Annotated in this window: 5 protein-coding genes and 1 pseudogene; 1 reads left to right on the forward strand and 5 read right to left on the reverse strand. The window is 43.6% G+C overall.

Annotated elements, in window-relative coordinates; genetic code table 11:
* Positions 1-212 (reverse strand): annotated as a pseudogene (locus tag H6F50_RS26735) (hypothetical protein); the annotation flags it as partial.
* Positions 213-413: 201 nt separating this feature from the next.
* Here H6F50_RS26735 and H6F50_RS08755 point away from each other — a divergent pair.
* The gene (locus H6F50_RS08755; protein WP_190428387.1) at positions 414-977 is read left to right on the forward strand and encodes an adenylate kinase; all 564 of its coding nucleotides are present in this window, start codon (positions 414-416) and stop codon (positions 975-977) included.
* Between the two features lie 56 nt (positions 978-1,033).
* Here H6F50_RS08755 and H6F50_RS08760 read toward each other — a convergent pair whose 3' ends face one another.
* From H6F50_RS08760 to H6F50_RS08775, 4 genes are all read right to left on the reverse strand, one after another.
* Entirely contained in the window at positions 1,034-2,302 is a 1,269-nt protein-coding gene (locus H6F50_RS08760; RefSeq protein WP_190428388.1) for a Mur ligase family protein, read from the reverse strand.
* Between the two features lie 47 nt (positions 2,303-2,349).
* A complete protein-coding gene (locus tag H6F50_RS08765) occupies positions 2,350-3,663 on the reverse strand; it encodes a hypothetical protein (RefSeq protein WP_190428389.1) in 1,314 nt (437 codons plus the stop codon).
* A 4-nt stretch (positions 3,664-3,667) separates the two neighbouring features.
* Positions 3,668-5,575, reverse strand: a complete 1,908-nt coding sequence (locus H6F50_RS08770) for a DNA cytosine methyltransferase (protein WP_242028949.1) — start codon at positions 5,573-5,575, stop codon at positions 3,668-3,670.
* A gap of 201 nt (positions 5,576-5,776) precedes the next feature.
* Positions 5,777-6,421: a hypothetical protein gene (locus H6F50_RS08775; RefSeq protein ID WP_190428391.1), complete on the reverse strand. Its 645-nt coding sequence runs from the start codon at positions 6,419-6,421 to the stop codon at positions 5,777-5,779.
* Between the last annotated feature and the right edge of the window lie 383 nt (positions 6,422-6,804).

The raw sequence follows: 6,804 nt of genomic DNA on the forward strand, positions 1-6,804 counted from the left end.
CCGGTAAAAAAGCTGCGGTGAGCGCCGGTAAAAACTTGCACCAGTCCTTCAATAGTGGGGAGCAGGCGACGATCTGAATGAAGCGCTGGGGTTTCTAGCTGGGCAACCATAAGGCGAAGTTTAATCGTGAGGAATCTTGAAGAGCGAATCGCTTGCCCCAGAAAAGTTTGGTTAGCAAACGATATGTAGTGTGTTTTTTTATTTTGCCTCATAATCAAACACTAGATATATCCATCCGTCAAGCCCGCCAAGTGCTAACTATCCTGTATTAGTTCTTGTATTAGTTCTTGGCTTCGTCAGTCTCGCTGAGCGACCGATCAATGGCAAAATAGCCAGCATAGGCTTGGTTGAAAGCTGGCTCAAAGTTCAGCTTCCGGCGATGCTTGATTTAATCACAGCAGGAGCAAGGTGCCGTGAGACTAATAATTCTAGGAGGGCCTGGGGCAGGTAAAGGAACGCAGACTGCATTGCTATGTAGTCACCTGGGGATTCCTGGAATTTGCACGGGCGACATTTTGCGGCAAGCGATCGCATCCCAAAATCCCCTCGGTATCCAAGCACAATCCTATGTAGAAAAGGGTGAGTTAGTGCCCGATCCCCTGATGATCGAATTCATGCGCCAGCGTCTTCAACAGCCGGATATCAAGGGCGGTTGGCTGTTAGATGGCTATCCGCGCACTGCTTTTCAAGCAGAAGAATTAGATTTTTTGCTGGAAGATTTGGGACAACATCTAGATTGGGCAATTTGGCTAGAGGTGCCAGAATCAGTGTTGATGAGCCGTTCCCTAAAGCGATCGCGCCCAGACGATCAACCAGAAATCGTACAACGCCGCCTGGAATTATTCCAAGAACGCACGATTCCCATCCTGGAATACTATGAACATCGCCAACGGTTGTTGACTGTCAACGGAAACCAATCCCCAGAGCAAGTGCAGCACGACATTTTAGGCAAAAACTTGGCGGCGAGTGCTGAGTAATCCAGAGATTCTTCCTCTGCGTTACTTTGCGTTCCTCTGCGTTGAAAATACAAGGATTATCTGGATGCAGCAGAGCGGTTTTGTTCCAGAAAATGACCTAGTAAATAAAGTGAACCGCACAAAACTAATAAACTTTCTGGAGAAATCGCAGCTTCTAATCCAGCCGTGAGATCCGGGTAGGTGCGACAATCGGCTAATTCTGGGCAGATATTTTGAGCTAGGGTAGCTAAATACTCTGGATCGGCGGAACTATGATCCGGGACGGGGACTAAATACAAGCGATCGCCCTTTCTGAGTAATGCGCTAAAAATATCGGCATGATCTTTCGTAGAAAGCATCCCCATCACCCAATGAATCGGTGATTTTTCTAAGGTATCGACATATTGACGCAATGCGATCGCGGCGGCTGGATTATGGGCACCATCGATCAATAACCGATGATTTTGCCAATTTGTCCACTGAAGACGCCCTACCCATTGAGTTTTTGCCATACCAGAAGCGATCGCTGCTTCTGAAATTTCCCAACCTTGTGAGGAGAGAATTTGCAGAGATGCGATGGCTAACGCCGAATTATTCAGCTGAAAATCTCCCAATAACGGCAAAGGAAACTTTATCCCCTGATACTCCACGCTTCTTTCTTCCCTTTGCGTCTTCGCGGTTCCTAACTCCACCGCTGGTTCAGCCCAAACAACCGGACAACCCAGTTCCATAATCCGCTGCTGTACCACCGCCCTTGCCTCCGCTGGCAACTGCCCCACCACAGCAGGACATCCCGCCTTGAGAATCCCGGCTTTTTCTCTAGCAATATCCGCTAAAGTAGGGCCAAGGTTCTGCCAGTGTTCTCGACTCAGAGAAGTAATAATTGTGACAAGAGGGTTAGCGCATACATTCGTCGCATCCAGACGCCCTCCTAAACCCACTTCCACCACCGCTACATCTACCTGAGCTTGAGCAAAATACAACCAAGCGGCGGCGGTGATGACTTCAAACTGCGTGGGTGACTCTTCATCCGGTTGGATAGCTGCTTGGACTTGTAGCAGCAATTTTTCTAGCGTTTCCAGCGATATCGGCTGTTCGTTTAGACAGATGCGCTCATTCCAATCGACTAAATGAGGGGAAGTATATCGCCCCACGCGATAACCTGCCTCAGTCAGCACTGCGGAAAGGTAAGCACAAACTGAGCCTTTACCATTCGTTCCAGCGACATGAATCACTGGCACTTTGTGGTGCGGGTTGCCCAAGTCTGCCAATAATTTTTGAATGCGCTCTAGTCCGAGATGAACACCAAAGCGCTGAAATGGTTGAAAAATTGAGTCGATATCCACAAGCCACCAGATCCTAACTTGACTATTCAGACTGTTATGTAAGATATTTAGAAGTTTTCCAATATTTCTTTTAAAGTGGTAAGCCACTGATGACAAGGCTCATCAATTGGAGCAATCTCTCGGCGTCTTTGTGCCAATGATTCGGTATATGCTGTCATCCAGGCGCGAGCTAATTCTTGCTCTGTCACTAGGCCATCTTCCATTGCTCGATTAAATTGTTTTTTAATCCACTCCCTAAAGGTCAGTATCTCTATAGATGTACCAAATAAATCTTCTATTTCTTGACATCGATATAACATCTCTTGTCGCCGTTCAGGTTCTACACTGGTTACAAAACCAGCTAAGGCAACAGTTGAGTGTGCTGCAAGCTTATCTGCAAGTTCTTCAAGCTCATCTCGCAAGTAAGCTTTTCCATACTTTGCATCCCACGATTCAATAATTTGTCTAGCTTGTAATATTTCAATATCACCGATATTACCGTGTTTTTTATTGGCTGAACGCATCTGTGAGAGAGGTTTCAATGCTCCATCTGGAAAAACCTGACATTCTTGCATTGCTTGCATAAGGCTATGCATACTGATTTCCATAATTCGTGCTGCATAATCAGACTCCTTGATATGCCTCAAGATGATGTTAGTAATATATTCCCTATCCACCTCTTCAGCTTGCTCAAAAACATTGTTGAGATTTTCTATTGTTTGGGAAGATAAGTTTATGAAAGAATTTGCCTGATTTAGCAGCTGCGAGAGTAAGTAATGCAGAGCTGCTTCGGGATTTATTTCGTTAGTCTCAATTCCTTCAACAATACTGAGCCATTCTTGACGAGCGCCTCTGAGATTAGCTTTATAAACGGGTGAGTAAGGATAATTTTCTGCTAAACTGCGCGTCATCATAAATCCATCTGCGTTCAGCCTAAGCAGCTCGTATTTACGTAGCACTGGGGTTATATACTGCCTATCCAAGGATCGCATTGATATTCCATCACGCCATGAAAAATCTCTTGTACCTGCACTACCTTTATGCAGCCTTATGCTTTGCATTGGCTCCACCGCTTTTACACATAACTGTAGAACTGTCAAACCTACCAGCGCTCTTCCAACTTCACTGGTTACTGATTCTACAAGTTTATGTAGAATCCCTATATGAGTTTGACTGAGTTGTGATAAGTTAAGAGCAGCTAAATTGTCTCTACAGAGAATAATTTGCTTCTCTAGATAACCCTGAGAGAGTTCTAGCGCTATTTTTTGATATTTCAGCTTGGCTGTCTGGCTCATACCTCCTTCTAAGAAAACTTGTGTTGTACCATCAGGTAGCACTAGCTCACTCTTGTCAATGAATACCCGCAGATGTAGTTCACTCATTGCCTTATTTCAAGTTCTTGCGGAGTTGTACACTTCTGGGCGTCAGTGTTGGAAACGCATAGGGAATTAAATATTCTCCTTTAGGGATTTGAGGATTGGTGTTGTAGTTCCTAACTTCATACCCCATGCTGCGTAAAGATTCTAGGTAAGAAAACACATCATCTTTATTAACTCCCCATTGGCAAGCTAGTCCTTGAGCTGGTAATTGAGTTGCCACTCCTATTCCTCTAACAATGCATTGAACAACACGCCAAAACGGCTCAATATTTAAACTACTATTAAAAGTAATAACTCCAGTAATTCGGGCGGCGTATTGGTAATACCCAGAAAGTTGAACTAAATCAGCCATGCCTGTTAGTTCAATAAGTTTCTCTTCAAACGCTTTCCATAAAGCTGTAAATATACCTTTATCTAAATTTTTAGCGCATAGTTTAACCTTCCCCGTATTTAAAATCCAATCTTGGTTATCCCAAGCTGGATATATTTCAATTACATATTGATTGTCATCTTTATTTTTTTGATTGTTTGATGCTGTAATTATCCAGGAAGAAGGATCTAGATGATATTGCAGATTAATTCTTATGCTGTTAGGGGCTTCTTCTTCATCCCAAGAAAAATCTGTTGATAAAAAGCGCACAGCTTGCTCATCCTTTATATAGTTTTTTGGGGATGTGGAGGTAATTTGTCCAGCAATATGTAAGTTAGCGAGCGCCACTTTAGCCTTTTGAGCGTATATGTCGGTTAGCTGACGCTTGCGCTGTCTGAATCCCAGTTGTTTAGTTTGTAGTAAGTAGTGCATGGGAAAAGGTAAATTAATACCCATGACTTGATCTAAGATACTGAGAGCTAAAATCCGTCCAAGCTGTGGCGGGACAGAATTTCCAATCTGTTCAATACAAACTTGACGATTACCAACAATTTCATAATCGTCAGGAATCGTTTGTAGCCGCTTCAGCTCTTCAAGTGTGAATCTACGGTTTTTCCAGCTAAAGGGGCCAGTGTATTGTCCTCCTTGCGCTTTAATAGTCCGTACCGGCATCTGAGGATCAGCTTTATAGAGAAAATCTGAGAACTTTGATCGCCAGCTAAACACTGGGTTTGGATGCCCCATTTCCTCTGTATAAAAGCTGTAATTTAGACCAGGTGGTATATTTGTAAGAAGGTGTCCGTATCGCCCTCCAATACCTAAGTCTACATCCGTTTTATTAGCGCCTTCAACTGCCTCTCCTGCTGAGTAGAAAGGTTCTTGATTAGGAGAATCTGGGCCATGAGTTGGATAGGGAAATAAATAATTACCTTCACGAATTCCAACAATAAACAAACGCTCTCGATGTTGCGGAACACCATAATCAGCTGCATCAAGAACGCGAAAATGAATTATATAGCCTGCTTCCTTAAAAGCATTTTGGATTTCTTTCCAAGCTTCTCCTTTTTGCGCTCCAGTGATTCCATAGACGTTTTCATACAGGAATCCTTTTGGCTGAAGCATCTTTAATAAACGGACATATTCTTGAAAAAGAGTGCCGCGAGAATCGCTCGTTCCGGCGACGCCAGATGCTCGACGACCTGCTGCTGAGAAGGTTTGACACGGTGGTCCGCCGATGATGAAATCTACTTTTAGATCGGGGCTAGGAATAAATTCTTTAATATCAGTGCAAATTGGTTTGGAATTTTCTAGCCATTTCCCTGACCTCGAGTTCTTTTCTAATGTCTGTACATATTTGGCTTCAAGCTCAACCATCTCAACAATATCAAACCCGGCGTCATGAAAGGCAATATCTAGGCCACCACCACCAGAGAACAAGCTCAAGGTTCTGATGGGAGAAACTCCTCGTTGAGTGAACCATTTATGAAGAGATTTGCCAAATTGATCGGGCCAAGCTGGGCAACGGCTGACGCCGAGCGATCGCAAGATTTCCTTAAACCAAACAACCTTGTCTGGCTCAATACCAGGTAGATTCAAAGGGAGAGACAGCTGTTGCATGTGCTGGCAAATGTGTATCTATCGAACTGCATACCTATTTTCATCACGGATTGAGTTGAAACGTCAATCTACCAGTGGCGAGGCGATCGCTTCTATTTCCTGCGTGACTTGCCAGCTGCATAAGTCTCATCAGTCAGGACAATGGCAGGTATTCGTTGTATAGCATCTTTGACGACTTCCTCTCTTCTTGCCGTTTCTGTCGTAACAGTCTCCATCGTCCCGACATTCTAATTTTTCCTCACAAATGGTATCGCGGGGAAAAACTCCAACATCTTTTACAGAAACTTCCGCTGTAAAAGTGCCTTGTTCAATTATTCTTTCTCCTTCTTTAATTTCATACTCAAACTTATTTTCGCCTTCTAAAACTGCAAAAGTACGAGTTTGATGGCTATTTCCTAAACTCAAATCAACGCCTTGAGAATATTGCCCTTCGCTGTAACCTCTGCTCGTGTAGGGATAAGGATTACTCTTCATACCCTGAGTCACGTTCCGGATTGTCACTTTCCTTTTCGGTGCGGGTGGAGTTGATTTGGAAACAAACTGAGCTTTTCTAGTGCCCGGATTCATCACAGTTCCCGGACATTGCCCGACATATTCAACTCGCTTAAATTGAATTTCATTGACATCGAAATTATTGCCGTTACTTACCAGGAACTCTGCCCCGCTTGCATTCGCCCGATTCACAAAAACCACAACCAGCACGAAAGCCGCAATGATTAGAAAGGCAGTTCTTTTGATTACAATCTGTAACGCGGAAAAGCTTTTGAGTTTCATGATTTTTCTTAGTACCACTAAAACAGGCTTCTTTATCCTTCTTAGGAGGTAGATAAGGTTTAATACTTCCGATAGAAGATTATCGAATATTTTTAGTGTCGTTGATTAACCATTGATTGTTTCCCGATTTGTACATCGGCTTGTCGCTTCTCCCAGCCACTGAATCAGGTAAAGCAGTTAACCTCAGCCGCCAGGGAAGTAAGTTGGATGACTTCCTGGCGCTCGCTCAAAAGATTTTCTTAAAATCTCTTAAAAATTGACACTTTAAAAGGAAAAATGTAAAAATAGATACAGAAATAAATTAGCTAGTTCACCACTGACTGAGTATTCATAGCCGTCAGTGGCTCTGGGGAATAAAAGTAGAGCGCGATCGCGAAGCAGCG

It is taken from the genome of Coleofasciculus sp. FACHB-712 (assembly GCF_014695635.1).
Lineage (GTDB): Bacteria > Cyanobacteriota > Cyanobacteriia > Cyanobacteriales > FACHB-T130 > FACHB-T130.